This window comes from Nocardia sp. NPDC050412, from assembly GCF_044458825.1.
In the GTDB taxonomy this organism is placed as follows: Bacteria; Actinomycetota; Actinomycetes; order Mycobacteriales; family Mycobacteriaceae; genus Nocardia.
This window is the reverse complement of the sequence record NZ_JBITIJ010000005.1, coordinates 35,181-59,447: the sequence shown is the minus strand read 5'-3', so window position 1 is coordinate 59,447 and position 24,267 is coordinate 35,181. Positions and strand designations below refer to the sequence as shown.

The window sequence follows — 24,267 nt, the reverse complement described above, 5'->3', positions numbered from 1 at the left end:
TTATGCACACTGGGGCATGCAGCCATGAGTCCGTTCAGAAATCGCGCCCAGCGCGCGGCCCGAAATGCCGGTTCGCCGCCCACCTCCAATGCGGTGGGTCCGCACCTTGTCTGCTACAGGTCGCACTGGCCACTGCGATCGCGAAATCCAGAACTTCTTCCAACCCGGACCGGGTAATGGCCGCCAACTGCTCTCGACGGGATCTCCCCAGTAACCCGGCTCCGCCGAGTGCGTCGAGAAGGCCCGCTGTGAAGGCGTCGCCCGCGCCGACGGTGTCCACCACGCTGACCTGCGGGGCAATCCGCGTCACCGCGAATCGCGGAGTGCGGGCGTAAGCGCCGTCGGCGCCCAGGGTAACCACAACGAGCGCTGGCCCCCTGGCGAGCCAGTCCCGCGCTACGGTGCGCGGGTCCGTGCCCGGATACAGCCATCGCAGGTCTTCCGCGCTGACCTTGACGATGTCGGCAAGGCCGACTTGGCGCTCGACCCTGGCGCGTTCGCCGTCGATTGATCCCAGTAGGGAAGGGCGAATGTTCGGGTCCAGCGATATCGTCACCGAACCACTCCTTCGCTGTGTCCGCATCAGGTCTTCGACAACGGCTGCTCCGGGGTATAGGGCGGTTGCGATCGATCCGGTGTGCAGGCATAGGCAATCCGGCAGGATCCGCGGCGGTTCGGTGACATCCCAGGCGATCCGGAAGTCGTAGGTGGCGCCGCCGTCGTTGTCCAACGCAGCGAGGGCGATGCTGGTCGCCGACGACTGGGCGGGCAAGCGTTGGACAACCACATCGTTTGCCCGCAAATGCTTTCCCACGATGCGACCGGGCAGGTCGTCGACCAGCTGGGTCGCCAAGGTGACCTGCGCTCCCAGACGTGCCAGTCCGACCGCGACGTTCGCCGGGCTGCCGCCAGGGCGAGATGCGAAGACCTGCGCATCCGAGTCGGCGATGAGATCCAGCAACGCTTCGCCAACCACTGTGATCACCGGTGTGGTCCTCCTTGTGCCGGGTATCAGGCCGCGATTCGCGTTCCGTTCACGGGATGGAACAGATGTACTGCGGCGGGGTCGTTGACCTGGAGTGTTACCGTCTCAGCGAGTTTGGCCGGGGCACGGCTCGCCGAGCGGGCGACGAAGGTGAACGGCTCGCCGTCGAGGCCGGTGATCGGCGCACCGGGTATGCGCGCGTACACATACGATTCGCTGCCGAGTTCCTCGACGAGTTCCACGGTGACCGTGAAACCTGTTCCGTCGCGGCAGAGTTCGAGCTGTTCGGGCCGGATGCCGATGGTCACCGTGTCCAAGCTCGCTTCGGCGAGCCGGGTCATCTGCTCGCGCGACAATTCCATTGTGGTGCCTGCGATGTCGACGCCACCGGAGGTGAGAGGCACCCGGAACAGGTTCATCGACGGTGATCCGATGAACCCGGCGACGAACGCGTTGGTGGGCCGGTCGTAGAGCTCGGCGGGGGTGCTGAACTGCTGCAACCGGCCGTCACGCAGTACCGCCACCCGGTCCCCCATGGTCATGGCCTCCACTTGGTCGTGGGTGACGTAGACGGTGGTGGTGCCCAGCCGTCGCTGCAGCGCGGCGATCTGGGTGCGGGTCTGCACGCGCAATTTGGCGTCGAGGTTGCTCAGCGGCTCGTCCATGCAGAACACCCGCGGCTCACGCACGATCGCGCGCCCCATCGCCACCCGTTGCCGTTGTCCGCCAGACAGTTTCGCAGGTTTGCGGTCCAGATACGGGATGAGACCGAGTAGTTCGGCGGCCTCGGCGACGCGGCGTTTGCGTTCGGCCACCGGCACTTTCATCATCTTGAGCGCGAAACCCATATTTTCCCCGACGGTTTTGTTCGGGTACAGCGCGTAATTCTGGAACACCATGGCGATATCGCGGTCCTTGGACGACACACCGACCATGTCCTGACCGTCGATGCGGATGGAGCCGCCATCGATCTCCTCGAGGCCTGCGAGCATTCGCAATGCGGTGGATTTGCCCGAGCCCGACGGCCCGACCAGGACTATGAACTCACCGTCGGCGATATCGAGGTCGAGCGAGTCGACCGCGAGCGTCTCCGCGCCCGGATAGACACACGATGCGGAGTCGTAATGGATTGTGGCCATGAGTTTTTCCTTACTTGATGGCGCCGAAGGACAGGCCGCGCACCAGCTTGTTCTGTGCGAGCCAGCCGGCGAGGACGACAGGCAGGGCGCTGAGCACCGCGGCTGCGGACAGCCGCGCCCAGTACAGGCCCTCGCCGGTGATGAAGCCGACCAGGAACACCGGAATCGTCTGTGCCTGTACGGCGGTCAGATTCACCGCGAAGAAGAATTCATTCCAGGAGAAGATGATGCAGATCAGTGCGGTGGCGGCGATACCGGGCGATACCAGCGGCAGGATCACCTCGCGCACCGCGGTCCACAGGCTCGCCCCGTCCATGCTTGCCGCCTCGAGCAGCTCGCCGGGCACCTCCAGGAAGAACGATCGCATCATCCACACCGCGATCGGCAGATTCATCGCGGTATAGAGGATGACCAGCGCCCAAATATTGTCCAGCAGCCCGATATTGCCGACGATCACATACAGCGGCACGATCGCCGCCACGATCGGCAGCATCTTGGTGCCGATGAAGAACATCAGCGCGTCGCGGGTATTGCGCACCGGACGTAACGACAGCGCGAATGCCGCCGGAATTCCCAGGGCCAGAACGAGAATCGTCGACATCCCGGTGGCGAAGGTGGAGTTCAGCAGCGTGGTGCCGATACCGCTGTCGAGGACCGCGGAGAACTGGTCCAGGGTCGGGGTGAAGAATAGCTTCGGCGGATCGGTGTAGGCGTCGCCCTCTTGTTTGAACGCCGTCAGCACCATCCACAGCACAGGGAAGAACATTCCGATGCCGATCACCCAGGCCAGCGCACCCCACAGCATGCCCGCTCGGTTGTGCCGACGACGTATCGGAACCTGCTGTGCCGCAGTGGGTTTGTCGGCAAGCGCATGCGCGTTCATGCGGCTTCCTCTTTTCCGGTGAAGGACTTGAACAGCAGTCGCAACGCGAACGTCGCGACGATGGTGGTGGCGATGACGGTGACGACACCCATTGCCGCGGCCTGACCGATATCGAAACCGAGGAAAGCGCGCTGATAGATATAGAAGGGCAGATTGGAGCTGGCGATGCCCGGCCCACCCGAGGTCATCATGTACACCGCGTCGAAGGTGTTGACCAAGTAGATCGCCCCCAGCACGGCCCCCAGTTCGATGAACCGGCGCAGATGCGGGAGGGTGAGCTCACGGAAGATCTGCAAGGAGTTCGCGCCGTCGACGCGGGCGGCCTCGACGATATCGCGTGGCATCGATTGCAGCCCGGCCAGGATCAGCAGCATCATGAACGGCGTCCACTGCCATACCAGGTCCGCCATCACCGCGGGCAGCGGATACTTGCTCACCCAGTCGACCTGGCCGGCGCCGAACGGTTTCAGTACGAAATTCACCAGTCCGAACACCGGATCCAGCATGGTGGTCTTCCAGATCAATGCCGCCGCGACAGGAGTCACCAGAAACGGTGTGATCAGTAGGGTGCGGACGATGCCGCGGCCGAAGAACGCGCGATCGAGCAGCAATGCCAGCAGTAGTCCGAGGATCACCGAGATGATGACGGTCCCGACGATCATTATGACGGTGTTGAGCGCCACCTGCCGGAACTGGCTGTCGCGGAAGACATCCGCGTAGTTCTGCAATCCGATGAAATGGCGCGAGCCCGGCCGGACCAGGTTCCACGATTGCGTCGAGTAGTACAACGTGAAGACGAACGGCACCTGGGTGACCACAACCATGAAGATCAGGGCGGGTAGCAGCGGACCGCGCCTGCGCCAGCTTTCGGCTCGTGCGAGCCGGTCGCGCCGCGCGCGGGTCGGCGGTGGTGCTTGTTCCGTAGTCGAGTCGGAAGCTGCTGGCGCTGTGGTGGTTTCAGACATGACTACTGGTTCTCTCGATACGACCGGCCGACCGCGTCGGCATATTGCTGGGCTTGGTCGAGTGCGTCATGGACGCTGGTCCGACCCGCGACGGCGGCGCTGATCTGCTGGCTCACTCTGGTTCCGAGGTCCTGGAACTCCGGAATGGCGAGGAACTGAATTCCGGTATAGGGCACCGGCGCCACGGTGGGATGTTCCGGATCGGCCCCCTGCATCGACGAGAGTGTCAACGGTCCGTATGCCTTCGATGCCGCGGCGTATTCGGGAATTTGATAGGTCGACATCCGGCTGCCCGGTGGCACGTGTGACCAGCCGAGCTTCTCGCCGACCATCCGGATGTAGGGCTTACCGGTCATCCAGGAGATGAATTTCCAGGCCGCATCGGGTTTTTCACTGGATTTGGGAATCCCCAGCGACCAGGTGTACAGCCAGCCCGAGTTCGGCTTCTGCATGACCGGTGCCGGCGCGTACCCGATCTTGCCGACCACCTTGCTGGATGCGGGATCTTCCAGCACCGAGACCGCCGAGGTCGCGTCGTACCACATGGCGGTGTTGCCTTGGGAGAGCTGCGTGGCGCATTCGCTGAATCCGCTGGCGGCCGCCCCGGGTTCACCATGTTCGCGCACCAGGTCGATGTAGAACTCGACGGCACGAACCACTTCGGGACTGTTGAGCTGGGCGTGCCAGTTCTCGTCGAACCAGCGTCCGCCGAAGGTGTTGATCACGGTATTCAACGGTGCGAGCGATTCACCCCAGCCGGGCTTACCGCGCAGGCAGATACCGGAGCGACCACCGCCGGGATCATCGAGTTTCGCGGCGGCCTCGGCGATTTGATCCCAGGTCGGTTCGGCGGGCATGGTCAGCCCCGCTTGTTCGAACAGATCCTTGCGGTACATCAGGAACGAGGATTCGCCGTAGAACGGCACGGAGTACATATCACCCTGGTAGGACAGGGATTTCTGCAGGGAGGGAATGAAATCTTGCGCCTCGTAGCCGGGCGTCTCGCGCTCGTAATCCGACAGGTCGACCAGCCAGCCGTTCTTGGCCCACTGCGGTGTCTCGTAGTTGCTGATCATCACCACATCGAATTCACCACCGTGGGTGGCGACCGAGGCGGTGATCTTGGCGCGGGCCTGATTCTCCGACAGCGAGACGAATTTGAGTTCGATTCCCGGATTTTCGCGTTCGAACTCACCGGACAGGGCGATAGCGTCCTGCATCTGTGAGTTCGAAACCATCGCGATGGTGACGGTATCGCCGCTGGAGGTGAACGATCCGGCGCCCGCGCAGCCGCCCACCCCCATAACAACCGCGACAGCCAGCGCCGCAGCGGCCTTCGCATGGTGTCCATTCATCGGCCAGAACTCTCCTTCTTTTCCAGCAGCCACCGCGCACACTCGATATCGGTGACGAGAATGGTGGCCAGTCCGCCCCGCAGCGCACCGAGGACGGCTTCGTGCTTGGACTCTCCGCCGGAAATCAGCAGCGAGGTCGGGCAGGCCCGGATGGCGTCGAGTCCGACCGAAACCGTGCGTGCGGCAAGGGATCCCGCGACATCGCTGCCGTCGGCGCGGAAGAATCGGCCGCCGATTTCCCCGACCGCGCCCAGTTCGCCGAGTTCATCGAGGATCGCGGTGTCGAGATAGCTGCCTTCGAACAAAGTGGTGGCGGTGGAGACAGGTCCGACACCGAACATCATCACGTCGGCGTCTCGCCCCAAAGACATGGCGCGGCCGAGTAGCGAATCCTGTTCCAGCGCGGTCACGGTCGCCGGATCCGCGTAGAGCGGTGCGTGCAACCGAACGGGGGTGGCCTGCAATTGAACGGCGCAGCGGCCGAGTGTGTAATCGACGCCGGTTTGGTAGTCACCCGAGGTCATCGAACCGTCCAGCTGGACAACGGTCGCGCACCGTGCCGACTTCGTCCACAGCTCATGCGCGACCGCGATGGTGTCCGGGCCCCAGGTGAATCCGAGGGTATCCGCCGGCCGTAGTCGACGGTGCAGGACGCCGACCGCGGCGCGACCGAACGGGAGCAGGCTCGCCTGGGATCGATCGGGCACTTCACCGAGCACGACCGCTTCGGTGAGCCCGAACCTCGCCTCGAGTTCGCTCTCGACATCGGCGTGCACAGCCGAGCGCAGCTCGTCGGGGACGTTGATCTCGATGCGCACCAGCCCCTGCGCCCGCGCGCGGGCGATGAGCCGCCCGGCGGTCGGGCGGGAAACACCCAGCTTGGCGGCGATTTCCGCCTGGGTGGCGCCCTCGAGGTGATAGAGCTGCGCAGCCCGCAACGCCAACCGGACATCGTCCGGATTTCCCGGCCGGGACGCTTCGGTAGCCACTGTGCTCCTCATCGATGCCTGATCATCTGCTCAGCGTGTGAGCTATTGTTCAAGAGGCTACCATCGGAGTGTGACGTACACAACAGTCGAAGGGTCGTTATGAACGGGGCCACAACCACGGCGTTACGTGCCGCCAGGATCCACGGGCTCGCCCCGGAAGTTTCGGTGCCGACCTACGACCGCACCCGGATCCGCACCGGGATAGTCCATTTCGGCGTCGGCGGGTTCCACCGAGCCCATCAGGCGATGTACATCGATCGGCTACTGGAGCAGGGCGGCGCGACCGACTGGGGTATCTGCGGAGTCGGAGTGCTGCCCGCCGATCGGCGCATGCGCGATGTGCTGGCGGCGCAGGATGGCCTGTACACCCTGTCGGTCACCGAGCCGGACGGTACCTGGCGTACCCGTGTGATCGGCTCGATCATCGAATACCTTTATGCGCCAGACGATCCGGAAGCGGTAATCGAGAAGCTAGCCGATCCGGCAACCCGGATCGTCTCACTGACCATCACCGAGGGCGGATACAACTTCTCGGCGACCACCGGCGAATTCGACGCTGCCGATCCGGCGATTCGGGCCGATCTCGCGTCGGGCGGTCTGCCCCACACCGTATTCGGACTCGTGACCGAGGCGCTGGTGCGCCGCCGGGCGCGGGGCATCACGCCGTTCACCATCATGTCGTGCGACAACATCGAGGGCAACGGACATATCGCGCGAGCCACCTTCGGGGCGTTCGCGCGGCTGCGTGATCGTGAGCTCGGTGATTGGGTCGAGCATGCGGTGCGGTTCCCCAGCTCGATGGTCGACCGCATCACGCCGGTGACACCCCCCGACGCGTCCGCCGAGCTCTCGCGCCGCTATGGCCTGGAGGATCGGTGGCCGGTGGTGACCGAGCCGTACACCCAATGGGTGCTGGAGGATTCGTTCACCCTCGGCCGTCCCGACTTCGATGCTGTAGGGGTGCAGCTCGTCGCCGACGTCGCACCGTATGAGCTGATGAAACTGCGCTTGCTCAACGCGAGCCACCAGGCACTCGCCTATCTGGGATATCTGAGCGGCTACCGCCTCGTGCACGAAGCGGCCCAGGATCCGGACTTCCGCCGATTCCTGTTGCGCTACATGGACCGTGAGGCAACACCTACCCTGCGCCCGGTGCCCGGCGTCGACCTGGACCGCTACAAACACACGCTCATCGAACGGTTCTCCAATCCCGCGATCGGCGACACCATCGCCAGACTGTGTGCCGAATCGTCGGACCGCATCCCCAAATGGCTGCTGCCGGTCATCCGTCAGCAGCTCGACACTCGCGACGGATCCGGCGAGATCGACTGTGCCGCGACGATCGTTGCCGGTTGGGCACGCTATGCCGAAGGCATCGACGAGCACGGCGAGCCGATCGAGGTCATCGACCGGCTCCGCGACCAGCTGACACCGCTGGCCCGCCGCCAGCGCGACGACCCCACCGCATTCCTCAGCAACAGAACAGTATTCGGCGATCTGATCGACCGGCCCCGATTTCTCGACGCCTATGTCACGGCACTGCGTGCACTGCATGCTCGTGGCGCCCGGGCGACGGTTGCCGAATTGGCACGCGACGAAAGGCAGTGACGCTATGCGCTCAGCGGTCCTGGAAGCCGTCGGAAAGATCGCGATCGAGGAACGTGCCGTGCCCGAACCGGCTCCGGACGAAGTGCTCGTCGAGGTCAGCGCGGTCGGCGTATGCGGCTCCGATGTGCACTACTTCGAGCACGGTCGGATCGGCCACCACATCGTCGACCAACCGTTGGTGCTCGGCCACGAAGCCTGCGGTGTGGTGGTCGGATTCGGCACCGGTGCGCGACACCATCACCTCGGGCAACGAGTCTCGCTCGAGCCCGGGATACCGGACTTCACCTGCCGCCAATGCCGGGCCGGCCGCTACAACCTGTGCCCGCACATGCGGTTCTTCGGCACACCCCCGATCGACGGCGCATTCTGCGAATACGTGGTGCTGCACCAGCAATTCGCCCATCCGGTGCCGGATTCACTGACCGACGAGGCGGCCGCCCTGCTCGAACCACTATCGGTCGGCGTATGGGCATGCCGTAAAGGTCGGGTGAGTGCGGGCGACCGGGTATTGGTCAACGGCGCGGGCCCGGTCGGACTCGTCACCGCACAGACCGCGCTGGCTTTCGGTGCATCCGAGGTCGTGATCACCGATGTGAACCCGCAGCGACTGGCGCTGGCCATCGAATTGGGCTGCACACAAGCCGTAGACGTCGCCGACACCGCACTGCGCGACATCGGATTCGAACCGAATGTGCTGCTGGAATGCTCCGGACACCCACGAGCAATCAGCGACGCGATACGCACTGTGGCCAGGGCCGGACGGGTGGTACTGGTCGGCATGGGCGGCGACGATATTCCACTCCCCCTGCCCTACCTTCAGGAACACGAACTCGAGCTGACCGGAACGTTTCGCTACGCCAACACCTGGCCAACCGCGATCGACCTCGCCGCCACCGGACGAGTCGATCTCGACCGCTTGGTCACCGGCCGCTTCGGCCTCGATGAAGTCGGCGCGGCATTGACCAGCGGCCGCCACGACCACAGCTCGATCAAACCGATTGTGTTACCGGGCCGATAACCAGTTCCGCCGAACGTGCCCCCTCTTATTCATGGCGTTGTCAGTTGTACGCGCACTTAGCCGGGGCGCCCGGCGGTCTGCTCGTCCACCAGTCAAGCGCGTGACTGACGTATAATCCCAGCGCCGTCCTGACACGCCCTTTACACTCGCTAAGTAACCTTCGCCGATCGGACAACGCGCTGGATCGTGAAACCCCGGGAGTAGACGATGTTTTCTCGATGGAAAAACACCGCCGCATGCGCGGCTGCCCTGGTGAGCGCCGCCCTTCCGGTCGGCGTCGCCACAACCGCACAAGCAGCCCCGCAGCAGTGCCCCGACATGTATGTCGTGGCCGTTCCGGGCACATGGGAAACCTCGAAGTCCGAACCGGGCCGAGGGATGCTCGCCGCCGTCGCCGACGGCTTGCCCGGCGACGTCGAGACCGACTACGTCGCCTACACCGCGACCGCGTTCCCCTGGGAAGGCGAGGTGTACGGCCGCTCCAAACGCGAAGCCCTCGACAACACCCGTGGCCTGGTCAACGCGATGGCGCAGCGCTGTGGCGCAACTCGCTTCGCGCTGCTGGGCTACAGCCAGGGCGCCGACGCCGCCGGTGATCTCGCCGCCGAGATCGGCACCGGGCTGGGCGTCGTAGCGCCGGACCGCGTGGCATTGGTCGGGCTGATATCCGATCCCCGCCGCTCCCCCACCGACAACCTGATCGGCCCTCCTGTCGTGGGCGCCGGCGCCGGTGGTCCACGCCTGGGCGGTTTCGGCTGGCTCACCCCCAAGACCTACACCTTCTGCGCCCCGGGAGATCTGTACTGCGCAACCCCCGACGGCGACTTCGCCGCCCGCATCGCCGGATTCTTCGCCCAGATCTCCAACCCCGACCCCACCCAGATCGGCCCCTATCAGCAGCAGGCGGGCAACCTCATCGCCGACGCCCTCGCCGCAGGCGGTCTCGGCCTGCTCCACGACCAGCTCAACAACTCCGCCTACGAAGAACGCAAAAAACAGATCGACGATTTCCTGAAGTCAGGGATCCACCAGAGCTACCCCCACTACGCGATCGACCCCGGCGGCGTCACCCCTCTCACCTGGCTGCGCCAACAGCTGATCGACGCCGCACGCAATTAGTCGCTTGCGCCCCTAACTTCCCGGACATGTCCCACGGTTCTGCCGGACACCCGGCGCTCCATCTACCCGTTGGCATGTGCGCTCGTCTGGAGCTACTGATGGCTGCACGGCCCACCGACGCGCTCGCAGCAGACCGCATGTCGGTGATTCCCGCCAACCCGCGTGGGCACAAAAGGATCTCGACGAAATACACCGGCAGACCCTAGGCGCGTGACAAGGATCGGGTCGTCGCTCTCATGGAGCCCGATCAACAGGGCATCAGCTGAGACCGCGCGCTCGAACCACTGGACGGCTCGGAGGGTTCTCGGGATCCGGAGCAGCGTACGGAAGCGCGAGCCGAGTCGGGCGCGTTCGGTGTCGACGTCGAAGTAGAGCACGCCGGTGTCGCGGCTCAGGGATCCGGCGTTGCACCGTGGAGTAGGACACCCCGGTCTCGGCGGTGAGTTGGTTGCCCCGGGGCCCGGCCATCGGCGCGCAGCAGAGCGAGGATACATGGGTCGACATCGTCCCAGCTCGGTGTCGCGCCGTCGCGCCGCGCGACACCTCGCCCGGTAACGCCGGATTCGCCGTCGTCCGACGGGCCCCGAGCGCGTCATCGGCTCGAGTTCACGCCGGGCCGCGAGCGAAGGTCCGCTGCGAGATCGGGTACGCCGCATGCCGATTCGCGGCACCGTCGAATAAATCAAGCGAATTTGATCATCTAATTCGCATGAGCGATAAAGATCAAATTGCGTCACCTAGGCTAAAGATAGTGTTTGCCTATTATTAACCGTGATTATTTGCACAATAAGAAAAGTAGATTTGCAGATCACTTCTTAATAACATTTGGGGTGTGCGCCGTGATGGCGTCGTTATCCATCTGTGAAAGGAAGCTCCGTACATGGTCTCTCGCAAGGTCTTTGCCGCCGCCGCCACCGTCTCCGCCGCCGCCCTGTTCTTCGGCCCGGTCGCGGTCGCCTCCGCCGCTAACCCCGCCGCTAACTCCGCTGCCACCGGCTCCGCTGCCACCGGCTCGGGCTCGGGTTCGGCCGATGGTGGCTCATCCACGGGTTCGGCTGGCTCGTCCTCCGGTTCCGCCATGCTCGACTCCGGCAGCTCTGCCCTCGACGGCGGCACCTCCGCCATCCTCAACATCATCGATGCGATCACCGGCGTCAGGGATCTCTCCCAGCCCAAGCCCGCCTCCTAATTCGGGTCTCGGTAGATCGCCGCTTCGTCCGGGTCCCCTCACGGGGCCGGATTTCTTTTGTGCCGCTCCGCCTCACATCGGCGGGCGCGCGCTATTGCAGTGAATTTGCCGGTATCCAAGCGATAATTCGCTGTGTCGAGTAGCCACAGCCTATGAAATCTGACGATTCCGTTTGCCTGCCAATGAGATAGCTCTCCGCGCCGTGCGTCCGGGGCTTCCTTGAAGATCAGGTCTTGTGCCGTTCGGACAACTCGCCGGACGGCACAAAAATTTCCGGAAGAGTTCGAGACGCAACCGTCGTGGCGGCAGTGGCCCCCGAAGACCGAACTGGTCTACGGGCGGGGCGCTCGCCTACAGCACCACCATCTTCCGGTCCGTGCCTGTGTCGGCCGTACCACCTTCGACGGTCTCCACATTTACTTCGAGAGCGATCTCGTCGCCAGCCTCGAAACGGTCGTCCGCTTGGCTCGCAGTCACGATGATGACGGCCTTGTGCTCGATCCCGTCGCACGTCGGTTTCGCATTGCCGATGCCTACCAGGATATCGGCGATGCGGACGTTGACTCCGAGGTGACCTTTGCCGTCTTTTGCGTGACATGTGTAGCGCAGCGGAACACTCAACTTCTCGCCTGTCGCATCAGATCCCACGATTGCTACGCCGTCGGCGTCGATCTCGATAGTCGTCGGCTGGGTCGCCTGCGCAACGCCGGAGACGATGAACGTCGCCGCGGCGGCCACTGTGAGCGCGACAACGGGGGTCCGAAAAGGAGTAAGCATGTGTCCTCCAAGAGCATCGGAATTCTGGCTGCACAAACAAGAGCAGTCCACGGAAGCGGTCACACCGCTCGCTGCGGCGGCATCACGTTAACCCCAGTCACCGCACCCGCCTCTTAACAACACCCGATGGCTTCGTTACGTGTGCCGATGCTCTGTGGACCTATTGCGGGCCGTCGGCCATATCGAGAAGCAGGGAGCAACTCGCGCCCCTGCCCCTCGTGCGCCGCGCCCGGTGCGGGATTGACCAGACACAGGCACTAGCTATCGGGTTCCCAGACCCCGTCATCGGCCCAGGAACCCGGACCACGGCGTGGCTGTCGGCGGCCCGTCCGGCGGTGGCGTCGAACGCGAGAACGCTTCGGGTATCCGGAACCCGCTTTCGGCGACCTCGGCGCGCAGAAGCGCGAGATGTTCCCCGCTTCTCGTCGATATCTCGCCGACGCCCAGCGTGATCGCCGCACGCATCCGGCCGGAACCGGCCACGCCCCATACGGCCAGACGCATACCTGCCTCGTCGGCTCGCCGCACGAAGCCCTCGGACAGCAGTGGTACTGACGGGACCGCGATCGCGCGGTTGCCGAACACGCCATCCAGTCGCCCACCGACGGTCGCGTCGGACACAACCGGAGTTCCGTAGGCTGTAACCGAGCACGGAAAATTTCGCCTTGCTCACCGCGCGGAAGGCCAGAACATCACGCGCGAACGCCTCCCGCCGGCCTCGGCGAACTCCGGCCTGGCAGCCCACCTCCGCAGACAAAGTGCGCGCGCCCCTCGGCGGAGTCGCCGGCCGCCCGGCAAGCCCGCACCGCTCTGTGAGCTACCGATCGAGGCCGATAAACAGGACCTTCGCGTCGACGGTGGCATGGGCTTCGCTTTGACTGAAAAGCCCGTTGTGATACTCACAATACGTCCAGGCACCGACATTGAGCGTGTACGTGTGATCTGGTCGCATTATCCACATGACCTCGATCGGGTCGTTGATCCCAAATCCATCGGTGTTGTGGAATTTCAGTTCGCCGTTGCTGGCTCGCTCATGCCAATGCTTGTCGGTACCGGAAGCGACGAGGTTGCCGTCCTCGAAGACGGTGACCTCGGTCCCGCCCTCGCTTGTCGCATTCCCTCCGATCGGGGCTCCTGCCACGCGATAGCTGTCCCAGGTTGTCCGGGCCGGGCGCGCCGCCGCGGCAGCAAGGTGGTCGGTTGTCAGCGCGACGCCGATACCAGCATGGCCGGTCACCCACGTTCCGGAACCGATGACGTCGGAGGCAACCTTCGCGGTGCCGGCGATACGGTCCGTTTCCATGTGGGGGCGGAGTTCTCCATCGCCGTTATGCCAATGCCAGTCGTAGTGGTAGGGAAGGCCGATGAGTTCGAACCCGCGTAACTCGATCAGCCCAGGACTCGACGAGTCTCGGACTGGGCGGTGCACCACGCCGTCGCCGCCGGAGTAGTCCGGTTGTCTCTTCGCCCGAAGGACACGCAACGCTGCGGACGCGTCCTGGTCTTGCTCGATGCTTTTCAGCAGCGGCGCGTGGATTGCCCGCATCAACTCGGCATGTTCACGGTTTTCCGCTCGCCGCCGCGCCACGCGTTCGGAATGCCGCTCGATCATTGCGGTAATCGACTGTTCGGCAAAAGGCCGTTGATCCGCTGTCACGCATTCGCCGAACCTGATTTCCACCTCGCGCTGAGCAGACGCGGAATCTATTGAAGGCATTATGCCTCCTCGGTTGGCTGTAGGGCTGTAACCATGCGGTATCACGCGCCGACCGACCTGCCCGCACACCCGGATCGTGAATAGTCGACATACCAGGTCGATGACGGCGGCCAGGGGCCTGACCAGCCACCTCGCGGCGCACCTTCACGTTGTCACGCTGTGAACTTCACGAACTCCCGCACTCTGAGTATGACCAGTTGGTTCGAGATGTCATCGTCAAACAGCTCAAAACGCTGGACGGCCTGCGTCTCCCCGCACAGGGCACCTGTGCACGCTGATACCACCACCCCGGCGACGTCGCATAGTATCTACCTCCCCGGACGACAACCACAACATCAACCCCTTCCAAGACAGTCTCCGCTGCCGCACCCGCCATACCATCGGTCGGCAACTTCACGGTCAATGACTGTGCCCAGCATGATGCAACTTCTTTGAGAAGGCCCAGCGCGAAAGCATTCATGCATCGGCAAGTCTCTCAACCAGAAATTCGATGATCTCGTCGCGGACCGCTGCGGTGGGTTCGCCTTCGGCATCAATCAAATGAGCCGTCACAACGCTGTGAGCGCAGCCGACGAACTGCTCGAAGAACGGCGGCGGCGCGGGATTCGCCGCGTCAGTGGAAAGGACGCGAGGCTCGAAACGGGGGCCGAGGGCCTCGGCATAGGCGGCGAAACGCGCTGCGGTGCAGAAGCGGTCGCCCTCGAAGCGATAGGCGCGCACGACCAGATTCTCCCGATCCAGAACCTCGCGGACAGACGCCAGGTCCTCGGATGAAATCTCCAGCCCAGCAGGATTATCCAGCGGCAGGGAAGGCTGGCAGAGCACGGGGGCGAGCATCGACGGCTCCAGCATCATCGTCAGGGCGAAGTTGCCGGTAAAACACATTCCGACCGCGCCGACTCCCCGACCACCGCATTCCCGGTGGGCGAGGGCAGCCAGGGCACGCAACCAGTCGGCGACCGGACTCGCAGCCCCGCCGCCGAACGCACGGAATTCGGCACTGACACAGGCACGTTTGAATACCGCGAGCCCCGCCTCGGCCTCCGGGGTAGGCGCCATCGCGGCCGAACAGCGACGGCATGTACACCGTGAGCCCGGCGTCCCGGACCCAGCGGTCGAAGCGGACCACATCGGGACTGATACCGGGCATTTCGGCCATCACGATAACCGCCGGTCCGGCTCCCGACACGTACACCGCGCGTGCGGCACCGTCGAACGTGACCTTCCGGCAGTGGAAGTCGTCGAGCCGATCATCGCGGACATTATCAAAGGAGGGATGCTGCAGATTCACACCATGCCGGTCGCAGGCTGGCATAACCATTGACTGAACCGCCACTTTTCGGTCCAATCTTGCCAATAATTACCCATCTGATCCTCGAGGGTGTGCTCGAAGGAGCGCTCGGCATGGGCATCGACATCGTCGACACCGCTGCCGGACTAGCCCAGGACCGCACTCCCTCGCACCGCGACCATCTGCTGCGCCAACGCGTCATCTCCGTCGATGGCAAACCAGTGCGATCCGGAAGCGAACGATCAATTCCGGTAACAACCGAAAGCCTGTCCGCCACTGTGAAATTCGATTCAACCGATATCTCGGTTCTGCTGGGTCCGTCGGCCGGGACCGAGGGACGAATTCACGAACTTCTGTCACGCCCCGACACTGTGCAGGCCATTGAGCTGATCCGACAGGCCGCTGCCAACGGTGCAACCGTTGCCGCGTCCTGCTCGGCAACCTTCATCCTCGCCGCCTCCGGCCTGCGCTCCGGCCGCACCGCCACCACAACCTGGTGGCTCGCCCCCTTTTTCACCCGCCGCTTCCCTGACATCACCGTCGTGGTCGACCGCATGGTCATCGACACCGGTCCGGTTGTCACCGCCGGCGCCGCCTTTGCCCACGCCGACGTCATGCTCACCCTCATCGCCCGCCTACACAGTGCGGCGCTGGCCGACCACGTAGCGCGCTACCTCGTCCTCGATTCCCGCATGTCCCAATCCCGCTACATGATCCTCGAACACCTCCGCTCCACCGACCCCGCCGTGCGAGCCCTTGAACACCACATCACCACCAATCTCAGCCGCCAGCTGAGCCTCGCCGAACTGGCCAGCGCCGCATCCGTCTCCCCCCGCACCCTCGCCCGCCGCACTCACACCCACCTGGGCATGTCCCCCACCGAATACGTCCACCGCCTCCGCGTCAGCCATGCCGCAGCCCTGCTGGCCACCACCGACGACCCCATAGACACCATCGCCGCCGCCACCGGCTACGCCGACCCCGCCGCCTTCCGCCGCATCTACCGCCGCCACACCGGCGAATCCCCCACCACCACCCGGCCCCGCACCCGAACCTCGACGCCGAACTGACACCACAGCCGCTGCGGCCGTGGTGGTTTCGGTGATCGCCACATCACCAGCGACCTCGCGAATCGAGATGACGCTGCCGCCCACCGCGCTACCACGAACCTCCTACCCCCGCCGCGGCGACGCCGCCAACCCAGGCTCACTGGTTACTCGTCGATCTCGACCGATCCGGCACGACTGACCCGATCCACCGACCCGGCAACACTGCTGTTGGTGACCGGCTGATCAGCCTGTACTCCCGGCAGCCCACTTGCCCGATGCTGGCGGTGGAGGTGGTGTTCCGGCAGGGCTACCGCGGCGGATCTGTTGATATCGCGCAGCAGCGCCGATCCGCGGGCACGGCACAGGTCGCGACGTCGGAGCCCAGCTGGTAGACAGCATTGGGAGCGGTCCGGCGCCCATTGGTATTCCGTTGGTGGACTGTTGGTCTCGGCGCCGATGCTCGAGGAGCCCAATGGTTCCTCGAACGTACGGAGCTGAAAGACCATGAGCCGCAAGATCATCGGCGGTGCCCTCGTGGCGCTGGCCATCGCAACCACCGCCGTCACCGGTCTCCCGCACACCGCCGCGCCCGCCGCCGCGGCCACCACCTGCGATAACGCCGACGACCCTGTACACGGCTACCAGTACTTCGCGAACAAGTACCCCAACAATGGCCTCGGCGCCATGTTCGCCCTGAACGACCAGTTCGACAAGATCGAGCGCGCCGTCTTCTGCCTCACCAACATCGAACGCGCCAATGCCGGTGTCCCCGAACTGAAATGGAGCGACGACTTACGAAACAGCGCAGCGGATTTCGCCCGCCACGCCGAGGGACGTCAATGGTGGACCGACGGGGCGAACTCTCACGACGATCCCGACCTCGCCGGTGTGCCGGTGGACACCCAGATCCAGCGCCGCGTGAAGTCCTACAACCCCTGCACCTACTACGAGGGCGATGCCCCCGACGTGAACCGCTGGTCGGAGAACACTTACGCAGGCTGGGGCTCGAACACCTTGACCACCGCCCGAGCAGCCCTCACCTGGTGGATGAACAGCCCCACCCACAAGGCCAACATCCTCGACCGCAACGTCACCAAGCTCGGTGTAGGTGTCCGTGCCGGCGCCGCCCGCCCCGGCTTCGACACCAGCGACCCCGCGGGCATCTTCGTCCAGCAATTCGTCTCCTGCAGCTGACTTCCCGGGCCTTTCTGCGATTCCATCCGTCATCACGGCCGATTCAGCAGGACGCGGCCCGGTCGAGCAGCAGCGTCCGCTCGGCTTGGTTGCCGGTCATCGCCGCGGCCCGTTCGAACTCCGAGCGTGCCTCGTCGCGACGTTCGAGCTTGAGCAGCAGATCACCCCGGACGGCAGGCAGCAGGTGGTAGCCGCGCAGCGCGGTGAGGGCGGACAGCTCATCGACGATGGCCAGCGCGGCTGTGGGTCCGTCGGCCATCGACACCGCGACGGCCCGGTTCAGCTCGACCACCGGCGAGCCGGTGAGTGCGCTGAGTTCGTGATAGAGCTCGGCGATGCGGTGCCAGTCGGTAACGGCGGCGCTCATCGCGCGGGCGTGACAGGCGGCGATCGAGGCCTGCAACACGTAGGATCCGCGTCCGCCGAGGTGTTCGGCCCGCCGCAGCGCACCCTCGGCGTGGGTGATGAGCAACCGGTCCCAGCGGGTCCGGTCCTGACGGTCCAGCGGCACCGGTCGGCCGCCGGCGTCGGTTCGGGCCCGCAGCCGCGACGCCTGGAACTCCATCAGCGCCACCAGTGCGTGCGGCTCCGGTTCGTCGGGTGCGAGCGCGGCGAGCATCCGACCGAGCCGCATGGCCTCCGCACACAGCTCTGCACGCATCCAGGAATCGCCGCTGGTGGCGGCGTATCCCTCGTTGAAGACGAGGTAGACGACCTCGAGCACCGAGGCCAGCCGTGCGGTCAGCTCGTCGCCGACCGGAACCTCGAACCGGACCCCCGCGTTCGACAACGTCTTCTTCGCGCGCGAAATCCGCTGACCGAGCGTGGTGGGCGGGATCAGGAAGGCGTGGGCTATCTCGTCGGTGGACAGTCCCGCCACCGTCTTGAGCGTGAGCGCCACCCGGGCGTCGCGGCCGAGCGCCGGGTGGCACGCGGTGAACATCAACCGCAGGACATCATCGTCGACTTGCCTGTCGAATTCGATCGCGTCCATCGGATCCTCGCCCTCAGGCGTCTCGCGGGCGAGCAGTGCGAGCTTGCGCTCCAGATTCACCTGGCGGCGGACTGTGTCGACCGCGCGACGGCGGGCGACAGCCAGCAGCCAGGCGCCCGGCTTGTCCGGAACGCCCGACTCGGGCCACTGCTCCAGCGCCGCGATCAGCGCATCCTGGGCCAAGTCCTCGGCCAAGCCCAGGTCGTTCACGATTCGCGCCAGGGAGGCGATCAACCGCGCCGACTCGATCCGCCAGACCGCCTCCACGGTCCGCCGGGTCGCACTGGTCACCCGATACCCTCGGCCCTACAAGCCCGGTCGTCTCACGCCTCGCTCAGCTCGGGCGTCAACGCCTCGCCGAAGTCCTCGGCGGTGTACAACGGCCGCACCTCGACGACACCATTGCGGATCGGGGCGCGGCGGACCCACTCGAGCGCCTCCTCGAGCGAGGACACCTCCCAGATCTGGTAGCCGGCGATCAGCTCCTTGGTTTCGGCGAATGGCCCGTCGAGCACCGACGAGCCACCCTTCTCGTCGAAAGCCACCCGCTTGCCGGCCGAACTCGGCTTCAGGCCGTCACCGGCCAGCACCACGCCGGCCTTGGCAAGCTCTTCATTAAATGCCTCCATCGCGGCGAACTCCTCGGCGGTGGGCGGAACCCCACGCTCGGTGTCCTCGGTCGCCTTCCCCAGAATCATGACTCGCATGTTGTTGCTCCTTAGCCGTCGCCGGGGCCGACCCACCGTTCGCGGACCGTCTCCACCCTGACTCACCCCTACGTCGAACGGCAAGCCGCGGTTTCGACATCGACACCGAGAAATTTCTGCGCGGCAAGTAGACACCACTTCCCAAGTCCGGCATCGACGCCAGCCCAGCCGCGTCCCTCGATCGGCGAAACCGATCTCGGCTTCGCCGTCAGTGGTCGGTCATCAGCTGACCGTCGAGCACGGTTCCGCAGCACGAATGCGACTCGCTGCGAGACCGGCAGCGCTCGGGGTACGGCGGTGCGACAACAGTTGTCGAGCGCGGTCACCGCCATCCAAGACATGACCTGCGGGTTCGGTGGATCGTTGATGATCGGCGCTCGTCCACGCGTCAACTGGTCGGCGGCTGAATACTCGTGCGATGTCCTACCGTCACCGCTACCAGCGGAAAACGCGACGTAAGCGGCTTACGGCGCCGTTCGGTTGGCCTGAGCCGTCTCCGTGGGCGGATGCTATTTGGACGACGATCCCACCGAGACGTACCTCCTGCATGGTCGCTGGGTGTGCGTCGATAAAACACACACCGGTTCGGCTGACCTCGACGCATTCTTCCTGTTGGGAGCCAGAGTTGTCCGAGTGCTCGAGCGTGTCGGTGTAGTAGGCGATCATTCCGCCACTGAAACTGGCGTTGAAACCGGTCACTCGGCGCCCGGCGCGGTCGGTAGTGCGGTCCCGGCAGGGATCGCAGACCGCGCGGGGGTAGCGTTCCTGGTAGATCGTCGGCCGCTCGCAATGCGGGCAGGGCTGGGTGTATCGACGCCCAGGGATTGGGCTTTGCAACAGGGAATCGTTGCGGGCGAGGATTTTACGACCGGAGTCTTCCTGGTTGCGGTTGCGCCACAGGACCAGCAGAACGAACTCGGCGTAGTCGGCTGTCTCGGTGTCGATCGCTGCGCGCCCGGGTATCTCGTCGATGCGCGTGAGGCCGGCATCGTAGGCATCGAGCGCCACTCGGTGCGCCACCGAGAGTTCACTGTCGGGGATTTGTCTGTTGGCATGATCGGCTCGAGCCAGGTGTTCGGCGATCACCGTTTCGATGGTGCTTCCGTCCACCGAAAGTACCCCGCTGCCGTAACCAGTCGTGGTCACCAGGACATAGCCGTCCATCTCGCCGCGCAGCGTCTGCAAGAAGGCGAAACCTCGCCCGTAGCGGGCATTCTCGAGCCCCTGATGGGTGTAGGGGACCAGAGTGCCGGGATCCTGGGCCAGATCGCGCGCTTTTCGCAGCGCTTCCTCGTAGGTCAGCGGAGGGCTCGGGTCTGGACTTTCCATGGCCGCCAGCCTATCGAGCCAGATATTTCGGGCTGAATTGAAATTCGGCACTACGGGATGTCCTGACCTGCAGGGCATCTCGGCGCAATCGTGCGGACTCTGTTCTGGTGCCCCAGAAACGACCAATCGCGATTCCGAATATTCCCGCTGCCGCTGCCAAGATCGCTGGCGTCATCGTGCCCCGATGCCCGTATCTCGTACCGGGTGTGAGCCTACCTATCAACAGCCTTGTCGCACACGAGAAATGCGCACCATCCGGCATGAGAGGCCACTCGTCCCAGGTATAGCCAGCGCGCGAGGACGGCGACGTACGAAGCCATTGGTCCGCACGATCAACGGCCAGACCGTCGAAATTCGCGGTCCCATGATCAACGGTGTCTTCAAGATCGGCACCGCGTACATTCCGTGACGTGGCGCGAGAACCGAGGAGAGCCGATGAGTAGTACACCGATTGAGCCGCGGGCCATGACCGAGCTCGAAACCGGAGTCGTCACCAAACTGCTGTCCTCCGGCAAGGCCGGTGCTGGCGACTATCTGGCGCAGATTCCGTTTACACAGGTCAACGCCACCTGGGGTGTCGGTTCGCCCAGCGTCGATGTGGTGGTGCCCTCTGGCGTGGAGACCGCATCCGGTTCGACGGACGGAATCTTCGCCAATGGAGCCGTCACCGACCACAACGGAGCACCGATCGGCGAGGTCATTTTATGGGTCGAGCACGGCAGGCTCAGTGGAATCGAGTACGCCTGGTACACGGACGTGCGTCCACAGACGCTGCCCGAGCCCGCGCAGATCGAGGTCTTCTAGTCCATAGATGACGCACCTCGAGGCAGGATTCGCTGACGGAGTGTCGGTGCCCCGTCGTGGGGCCACCACGTTGCCGCTCGTGGGACCACCGACAGCTGGCCGGAAGTGAAACGGGTTATCACATTGCTGATTGGCGGACGCCGCCTCACCAAACGGCCGATAGGCGGCTACTCAACACTGGTGCCAGGGCTGGATCCCGGCCAGGATCTGGTCCAGGTGCCCGGTGGGACGCTCTCCCAGTTCACGTCTGCCCTCCACTCGACGATCCGAACCCGTCCGGCACACCGATCTCACAGCACAGTTCCCGAGATACCAGCTCATTCCATCATTCTCTTGCGCTGTCGAACACCGCTATATGCCAAGTGACGCTTCGCTTCTCGCATTCCGGTCAGTCGTTCAGAGTCACCGTCAGAAGCTCGACCGCACAGTGCTGCAAACTTCATGGGCAGGTCCCGTGAGGGCGGTCGAATGCTCTCACCTCGGCACGAAGGCCCGATGTCGGAGATCAGCGTGTCGAATCGACCGAAATCACGCAATCGCCTGCGGCACTGAGCGAGACGGCCGATAGTCGTTTGAGTGCATCGTGCTGTCTCCATCTATGGACCCCTGCGACGGGAGAAGTGCTGTGACAAGTCTCGACAACGACCAGACCAGCCACCGCGACACGGTTACCGACACCGGCGAACGACTCACGCACCTTCTGGCTGGGCCTCACGGCCTGGGCACCGAACTCGCCGCACGCTTCTCGACGATGACCCGGGCCGAGCCCGAACCAGCGCCACCGCCCGCGCCCGGCGCGATGCCGGCGGCCACACTGCCCAGCACCGGCTTACGGCACCTTCGCGACACTGGAACTCCCCTGGGCGAGAGCGCGTTTCGGATACCGGTCCGGCACGCGACGGCCGAGATCGAGCCCTACCGAGAACTTGCCTGGGGTGACGGTTCCGCGCCGCCACTGTACTGCCCGCCCGCTACCCGGATCGACGACAATCTCGCCGACCGGATCGACGATCGCCTCACCACATGGGCGGAGTCGATCGGGTTCACCGACGACGAGCTCGAGAAGCTGCGCCGGACCGGCTACGGACGGCTGGTCATGCTGACCCACACCGATTCCGACGACCCCGACCGACTGCTGGTCCCCGCCCAGATGAACACCGCTTGGTGGATGGCCGACGACTACTACGCCGACGATTCGGCGCTCGGCGCGGACCCGACCCGGCTGCCGCAACGACTCACCTTGGCGATGGCGGCCTTGGATCCGTTACCCGACGCGGGCGAGTTCACCACTCCGCTGGAGGAGGTGCTGCGGGAAGACAAGGTGCTGCGTGCTTTCGGTTCCGCGATCGCGAATCTGCGCGCCCACGCCACCCCGGGGCAGGTGCAGCGCGCCTGCTACGCGACGTTCACGATGTTCGTGTCCTGGACCGCCTACGCCGCGTGGCGACACACCGGCGAATCACCTTCCGCGTGGGAATATCTCGCCGCCCGCCAGCACGACACCTTCTACACCTCGATGACCCTGATCGACCCCGTCGCCGGGTACGAGCTGCCCGCGAACCTCTTCTACGACGATCGGGTCCGGCAGGCCGTGTTCCGGGCGGGTACCGCCGCCGTCCTGGTCAACGACCTGTTCTCGATCAAGAAGGATGCCGCCGACGAAGTACCCGTCAGCAATATGGTGCTGCAGATCGCCGCCGATCGTGGGTGCTCGCTGGCCGAAGCGACCGAGGTCACCGTCGACCTGCACAACCGGATGGTGCACCAGTTCGAAGCCGACCATCGCGCCCTGCACGCCATCCCCTCCCCCGAACTCCAGCTGTTCATGCGCGGCGTTCGCGATTGGATGGGCGGCTCGTTCGAATGGCACAACACGAACCCGCGCTACCGCTAGGTCGGTCGTACCCTGGCAGTAGCCTCCTGATACCGCCTGCGCGGCACACATCCCACCAACCCTCCTTGCAGTCGCCGACCAGACGTCTGCCATGGATACGCATTCCGGCGAAGTCGCCGCGGTCCTTGGCGCCGTTCTTCGCGCGTTCGATGCGGTCGTCGACGTGCTCGGCGAGGTAGGCAGCGGTCGCCGATTCGTGGCGGTGCCAGTGGTTTTCGCGCTGCGGCGGGATCGGGTCATTCGGGGGCTCGGTCCGGGTAGTGGACGCGTCCGCCGTCGATGAGGAGCGACGCGGCGGCGAACTCGCGGTCGTTGCCCTGCAGCAGCGGCAGAACGTCCGCGGCACGGAAGATCGGGGGTTTGAGGTGCGGCCAATTGCGTTGGAACGCTTCGACGACTTCGACAATCGTCTTGCCTTTGCACGCGGGCGGGCTGACCGATTCGTTAGGATCAGGCATTGCGGTCCGCTCTCTCGGTGGCGGCGCGGGCGCGCTCGCTGATCTTGTTGTAACTGGTGGCTGGAACCGTTGCTGCCCTGCGGTAAGAAGGCGGGATGCCCGCCGAAAAACGACAGCTCATCGACGGTATCCGGTCGCGCACCCGCACCGGAACACCGTGGCGAGATGTGCCAGCGCGCCGTAGCGGCGTATCGGCTGGGAAGGGCCACTGACCCTGGTCACGACGCTCATTCCGTGTCGAGGACGCCGACGCCGTTTAGGCGAGTGAATTGCTCCTCGGACCGCACGGTGCGGCAGGCGTCACCCGCAACGACTGACCTTCATTGCCGCGGACGGGAACCCGTTCGATGTTTGCCATTGTTGGGAACATTTGATGTGAGAATGCTCTATCTGCAAGGGCGCTCAGCGCCATGTGAAGCGATCGTGGGCGCGGGGTGCAGGTCGAAAGGTTCGCCGACTCGAAGTCGATCCCGGCCAGCACGCACGCCGCCAGCAACCCTATTCATGGCATTGAGATGCTCACCGTTGCAAGGCAATAGCCGCAGCCGATGGCAATCGAGGCTGCGATGGCGGCTTGGTGCACCATTCGGTCTGCCAGTGACCAAGCCGTGGTCCACGTGTCTCGAAGTCGCCAGCAGGGGTGTCAGTAGATATCAGATGTGTTGCACCACAATATATTTCGCATCACCGAGTCGGCCGCGGCGGTAGCGCGGACGCCGGATTCGATCAGTGGCCGAGTAATGGATGCCGTCGCCGAGCCGCAATCGCTCGGATCCACTAGCAGGTCGAGAAGTGTTGCCCCA

The 24,267-nt window shown here is 64.7% G+C and carries 21 protein-coding genes and 1 pseudogene; 8 read left to right on the top strand and 14 right to left on the bottom strand.

Annotated features, from left to right (window positions below; all coding sequences use genetic code 11):
* Positions 1-34 precede the first annotated feature (34 nt).
* The 6 genes from ACIBI6_RS14750 to ACIBI6_RS14725 form a co-directional block, all read right to left on the bottom strand.
* Positions 35-985: a carbohydrate kinase gene (locus tag ACIBI6_RS14750; protein WP_396956548.1), complete on the bottom strand. Its 951-nt coding sequence runs from the start codon at positions 983-985 to the stop codon at positions 35-37.
* Between the two features lie 26 nt (positions 986-1,011).
* Positions 1,012-2,124, bottom strand: a complete 1,113-nt coding sequence (locus ACIBI6_RS14745; protein WP_396956546.1) for an ABC transporter ATP-binding protein — start codon at positions 2,122-2,124, stop codon at positions 1,012-1,014.
* A gap of 10 nt (positions 2,125-2,134) precedes the next feature.
* Entirely contained in the window at positions 2,135-2,929 is a 795-nt protein-coding gene (locus ACIBI6_RS14740; protein ID WP_364346087.1) for a carbohydrate ABC transporter permease, read from the bottom strand.
* A 74-nt stretch (positions 2,930-3,003) separates the two neighbouring features.
* The gene (locus tag ACIBI6_RS14735) at positions 3,004-3,972 is read right to left on the bottom strand and encodes a carbohydrate ABC transporter permease (protein ID WP_396956544.1); all 969 of its coding nucleotides are present in this window, start codon (positions 3,970-3,972) and stop codon (positions 3,004-3,006) included.
* Between the two features lie 2 nt (positions 3,973-3,974).
* Positions 3,975-5,327, bottom strand: a complete 1,353-nt coding sequence (locus ACIBI6_RS14730; RefSeq protein WP_396956542.1) for an ABC transporter substrate-binding protein — start codon at positions 5,325-5,327, stop codon at positions 3,975-3,977.
* A complete protein-coding gene (locus tag ACIBI6_RS14725; protein ID WP_396956540.1) occupies positions 5,324-6,328 on the bottom strand; it encodes a sugar-binding transcriptional regulator in 1,005 nt (334 codons plus the stop codon). Before ACIBI6_RS14725 ends, ACIBI6_RS14730 begins: the two co-directional genes overlap by 4 nt.
* An 87-nt stretch (positions 6,329-6,415) precedes the next feature.
* Between ACIBI6_RS14725 and ACIBI6_RS14720 the strand changes: the two genes are divergently transcribed.
* The 4 genes from ACIBI6_RS14720 to ACIBI6_RS14705 all read left to right on the top strand — a co-directional run bounded on the left by ACIBI6_RS14720 (position 6,416) and on the right by ACIBI6_RS14705 (position 11,250).
* Positions 6,416-7,924, top strand: coding sequence for a mannitol dehydrogenase family protein (locus ACIBI6_RS14720; protein WP_396956539.1), 1,509 nt, complete (start codon positions 6,416-6,418; stop codon positions 7,922-7,924).
* A 4-nt stretch (positions 7,925-7,928) separates the two neighbouring features.
* Complete coding sequence (locus tag ACIBI6_RS14715) at positions 7,929-8,942, top strand: NAD(P)-dependent alcohol dehydrogenase (protein WP_396956538.1); 1,014 nt, start codon at positions 7,929-7,931, stop codon at positions 8,940-8,942.
* Between the two features lie 207 nt (positions 8,943-9,149).
* Positions 9,150-10,061: a cutinase family protein gene (locus ACIBI6_RS14710; RefSeq protein ID WP_396956537.1), complete on the top strand. Its 912-nt coding sequence runs from the start codon at positions 9,150-9,152 to the stop codon at positions 10,059-10,061.
* Between the two features lie 880 nt (positions 10,062-10,941).
* Positions 10,942-11,250 carry a hypothetical protein gene (locus tag ACIBI6_RS14705; RefSeq protein ID WP_364345766.1) on the top strand — a complete coding sequence of 103 codons (309 nt, stop codon included), beginning with the start codon at positions 10,942-10,944 and terminating at the stop codon, positions 11,248-11,250.
* Between the two features lie 351 nt (positions 11,251-11,601).
* Here the strand turns inward: ACIBI6_RS14705 and ACIBI6_RS14700 are convergent, their stop codons facing one another.
* The 4 genes and pseudogenes from ACIBI6_RS14700 to ACIBI6_RS14685 form a co-directional block, all read right to left on the bottom strand.
* Entirely contained in the window at positions 11,602-11,988 is a 387-nt protein-coding gene (locus ACIBI6_RS14700; protein ID WP_364345764.1) for a hypothetical protein, read from the bottom strand.
* Between the two features lie 321 nt (positions 11,989-12,309).
* On the bottom strand, positions 12,310-12,648 hold the full coding sequence (locus ACIBI6_RS14695; protein WP_396956536.1) for a hypothetical protein: 339 nt from the start codon (positions 12,646-12,648) through the stop codon (positions 12,310-12,312).
* A 196-nt stretch (positions 12,649-12,844) separates the two neighbouring features.
* Positions 12,845-13,744, bottom strand: a complete 900-nt coding sequence (locus tag ACIBI6_RS14690) for a hypothetical protein (RefSeq protein ID WP_396956535.1) — start codon at positions 13,742-13,744, stop codon at positions 12,845-12,847.
* A 456-nt stretch (positions 13,745-14,200) separates the two neighbouring features.
* A pseudogene (locus ACIBI6_RS14685) lies at positions 14,201-15,059 on the bottom strand (dienelactone hydrolase family protein).
* Between the two features lie 35 nt (positions 15,060-15,094).
* Here ACIBI6_RS14685 and ACIBI6_RS14680 point away from each other — a divergent pair.
* Entirely contained in the window at positions 15,095-16,105 is a 1,011-nt protein-coding gene (locus tag ACIBI6_RS14680; RefSeq protein ID WP_396956534.1) for a GlxA family transcriptional regulator, read from the top strand.
* Positions 16,106-16,588: 483 nt separating this feature from the next.
* Positions 16,589-17,278 carry a CAP domain-containing protein gene (locus ACIBI6_RS14675; RefSeq protein ID WP_396956533.1) on the top strand — a complete coding sequence of 230 codons (690 nt, stop codon included), beginning with the start codon at positions 16,589-16,591 and terminating at the stop codon, positions 17,276-17,278.
* A gap of 43 nt (positions 17,279-17,321) precedes the next feature.
* Here the strand turns inward: ACIBI6_RS14675 and ACIBI6_RS14670 are convergent, their stop codons facing one another.
* The 3 genes from ACIBI6_RS14670 to ACIBI6_RS14660 all read right to left on the bottom strand — a co-directional run bounded on the left by ACIBI6_RS14670 (position 17,322) and on the right by ACIBI6_RS14660 (position 20,164).
* Positions 17,322-18,563: an RNA polymerase sigma factor gene (locus tag ACIBI6_RS14670; protein ID WP_396956531.1), complete on the bottom strand. Its 1,242-nt coding sequence runs from the start codon at positions 18,561-18,563 to the stop codon at positions 17,322-17,324.
* 32 nt (positions 18,564-18,595) lie between these two features.
* On the bottom strand, positions 18,596-18,979 hold the full coding sequence (locus ACIBI6_RS14665; protein ID WP_364358676.1) for a YciI family protein: 384 nt from the start codon (positions 18,977-18,979) through the stop codon (positions 18,596-18,598).
* 435 nt (positions 18,980-19,414) lie between these two features.
* The gene (locus ACIBI6_RS14660) at positions 19,415-20,164 is read right to left on the bottom strand and encodes a hypothetical protein (RefSeq protein WP_396956530.1); all 750 of its coding nucleotides are present in this window, start codon (positions 20,162-20,164) and stop codon (positions 19,415-19,417) included.
* Positions 20,165-20,743: 579 nt separating this feature from the next.
* On the opposite strand from ACIBI6_RS14660, the gene ACIBI6_RS14655 reads away from it, so the two are divergent.
* Both ACIBI6_RS14655 and ACIBI6_RS14650 read left to right on the top strand, forming a co-directional pair.
* Positions 20,744-21,112, top strand: coding sequence for a hypothetical protein (locus tag ACIBI6_RS14655; RefSeq protein ID WP_396956529.1), 369 nt, complete (start codon positions 20,744-20,746; stop codon positions 21,110-21,112).
* 625 nt (positions 21,113-21,737) lie between these two features.
* Positions 21,738-23,006 carry a family 2 encapsulin nanocompartment cargo protein terpene cyclase gene (locus tag ACIBI6_RS14650; RefSeq protein WP_396956528.1) on the top strand — a complete coding sequence of 423 codons (1,269 nt, stop codon included), beginning with the start codon at positions 21,738-21,740 and terminating at the stop codon, positions 23,004-23,006.
* Positions 23,007-23,242: 236 nt separating this feature from the next.
* Here ACIBI6_RS14650 and ACIBI6_RS14645 read toward each other — a convergent pair whose 3' ends face one another.
* The gene (locus tag ACIBI6_RS14645) at positions 23,243-23,464 is read right to left on the bottom strand and encodes a hypothetical protein (RefSeq protein WP_364358688.1); all 222 of its coding nucleotides are present in this window, start codon (positions 23,462-23,464) and stop codon (positions 23,243-23,245) included.
* Between the last annotated feature and the right edge of the window lie 803 nt (positions 23,465-24,267).